At 33.4% G+C, this 2,413-nt stretch carries 3 protein-coding genes; all 3 read left to right on the top strand.

Features of this window, described 5'->3' with window-relative positions:
• The coding region (locus T344_RS31180; protein WP_162178048.1) for a hypothetical protein at window positions 1–1,387 on the top strand (1,387 nt) is incomplete at its 5' end.
• Between the two features lie 12 nt (window positions 1,388–1,399).
• On the top strand, window positions 1,400–1,870 hold the full coding sequence (locus T344_RS0119345) for an immunity 26/phosphotriesterase HocA family protein (protein WP_027630044.1): 471 nt from the start codon (window positions 1,400–1,402) through the stop codon (window positions 1,868–1,870).
• Between the two features lie 19 nt (window positions 1,871–1,889).
• On the top strand, window positions 1,890–2,237 hold the full coding sequence (locus T344_RS0119340) for a DUF4259 domain-containing protein (RefSeq protein ID WP_027630043.1): 348 nt from the start codon (window positions 1,890–1,892) through the stop codon (window positions 2,235–2,237).
• Window positions 2,238–2,413: the final 176 nt, after the last annotated feature.

Here is a 2,413-nt window from a genome sequence, read left to right as displayed (position 1 = left end):
TACTACTGTGAACGTAAAGCAAGGGGATCACGTTACGTCAGCTTCAACCTATGCAGGTTCCAATGTAACCATAAATAATTATGGCATTATGGATACTATAACTACTGGAAAGAATAGCAGTTTGACTCTTAATAATTATGGTACAGTAAAAAATGAAGTTAGGCTTGGGGAAAATGCAACTGCTGTGATAGTCAATAATAAAGGTGCCTATATTAAAGATGTAATAGGTGGAAATATAACTGACAAGAATAGCCAGAAAGGAATTAATGCAACAAATTATGGAGAGATACATTATATTCAAACTGGAGCTTATAGCACGAATGAAGTGTTTAACTATGGCGAAGGGTATGTAGACTGGCTGGAGACAGGGGTTGGGAACAGTTCAACTACTGATGGAGGTACAAAGCATTACTCAGGTCAGGGTAACGTAAAAGTTATTAGTGATTTGGATAAACTCAAATCCAATCTGTATCAGTTAGGCTATCATAATGTTTATACAAATTATACTTCCGCTCGAAATCAATTCTTAAAAGATTATTTAGATAATGGGCATTCTTTAGACTCTAATTTTAAATTGATGGGCAGCGGAGAACATTATAGTACCTTGCTGAGTTGGACAAATAAGGCGATAAATGGAAAATATACTAATATTGCAGGTGGAGAAATTTTATTCCTCGCATCTGATACTAATTTGAAGCCCGAAGTTCAGCAAATGATATCGTATTATGATGATATGTACTTTTATGCACATGTAGCTTATGATAGTAACATAATCGATGAGTATGAGTTTAAAGCACTAAAAAGCTTCTGTAAAGAAAAAGTTGAAAAGTTACGAAAAGACAATTCATTTAAAAAAGCTGATAATTTAACATATCAAATAATATGTAGTATAGGATCAGTTATTCCATATGCTGGTATTATATTTGATGTTTTAGGTGATACTCAACCAGTTTACGCTGCTGATTTATCAAGTGAAGCCACGAAGAAAATATCAGCTAATATGTCAGCGATAAACAGTACTATAAAATCGAGTAAAAGATTTGATTATAGATATACAGTTTATGAATTGTATGACGATGATGGAGTTAAGTATGTCGGAAGAACAAGGCAGAGCATTGAAGCACGGCAAAAACAACATTGGAAAGCAGATTCTAATAAAAATGGACTTAGAATTAGAGCCGCAGAGTTTGAAGGAAAAACATTAAAAGGACTATCACATTCAGAAGCAAGAGGGTTAGAACATTTGGTTTTTGAAAGTCATGGAGGGTTTAATAATAAAAATCTTCTTAATAAAATTAAACCACTGGATATTAACAATCCAAAGGTTACGAAGAAAGTTACTAATTATATTGATGATGCTTGGAATTTTATAAAAAAACTGAAATAGGAGTGAAGGATAATGGCAAAAAGAATTCGTTATAAAGTAGGAGACATATTTTTAGTCCCCCTTGAAGACAACTTAAATGGTGTTGGTCGCATCTTGAAAATTAACCAAGCTACTGTTTTTATGGAACTGTACCGTATTAAACCAATGGTTGATATTTCTGGGTTTATTTATGATGAGGCAGTAAAAGAAAAACCGATAGTAATGACTTGGTGTTATGATGATGCTTTACGAAAAGGTATATGGGAAATTATAGATAACAAACCCATAGAGAAAGAAATTGATATGCCCTTTTTTTGGACTCAAGATGCAGGAGATAAAAGGTATTACATTCGTAAAGGAGAAAAAGATTCCCATGAGACATATGGTGAACGAATTGAAATAGCAAAGGAAGACATTAATAAATATGAATCTTATGGGATTGGAAATGAAATTTCAGAAAAAAATAGGTATATCAAAAGACTTCGTGAAAGTGGATTAATGTAGTTTAAAGGAGTGAATTTTTATGGGTACTTGGAATGCCGGTATTTTTGATGATGATATAGCACTGGACATAAAGGCTGAATTTGATGATGCACTAGCAGAAGGCATGACTGTAAAAGAAGCTACAAAACAGATTTTAGAATCATTTGAGGATGTACTGGAGGATGATGAGGAGTCTCCAATAGTATATCTTGCACTTGCAGCCCTACAGTTGGAAAAAGGTGAAATTCAGAAAAATATAAAGAAAAAAGCCTTACAAATTATTGAATCCGAACAAGGAATGGAGCGCTGGGAAGAAGCAGGAGCTGAATTACTTGTTCAAAGAAAAGTAATCCTAAATGAATTGAAAAGAAATTTGGTACAGAGATAGTTTGCTTATATATACTAGGATGTCACTGGTCACACAGTTTAGGGCTGTTGTGGCCTTGTTTTTTACAAGTAGACATAAAACTAGAAAAGCGAAACCAAAATACCATTTATTCTGTGCTTTCAAAATTGCAATAAAGAAAAATCCCAGTACCCATATTGCCTGTATTTTCCAAGTCC

This window comes from Ruminiclostridium cellobioparum DSM 1351 = ATCC 15832 (genome assembly GCF_000621505.1).
Lineage (GTDB): Bacteria > Bacillota > Clostridia > Acetivibrionales > DSM-1351 > Ruminiclostridium > Ruminiclostridium cellobioparum.
The sequence above is the reverse complement of the archived record's forward strand: the minus strand, read 5'-3'. Positions and strand labels throughout refer to the sequence as shown.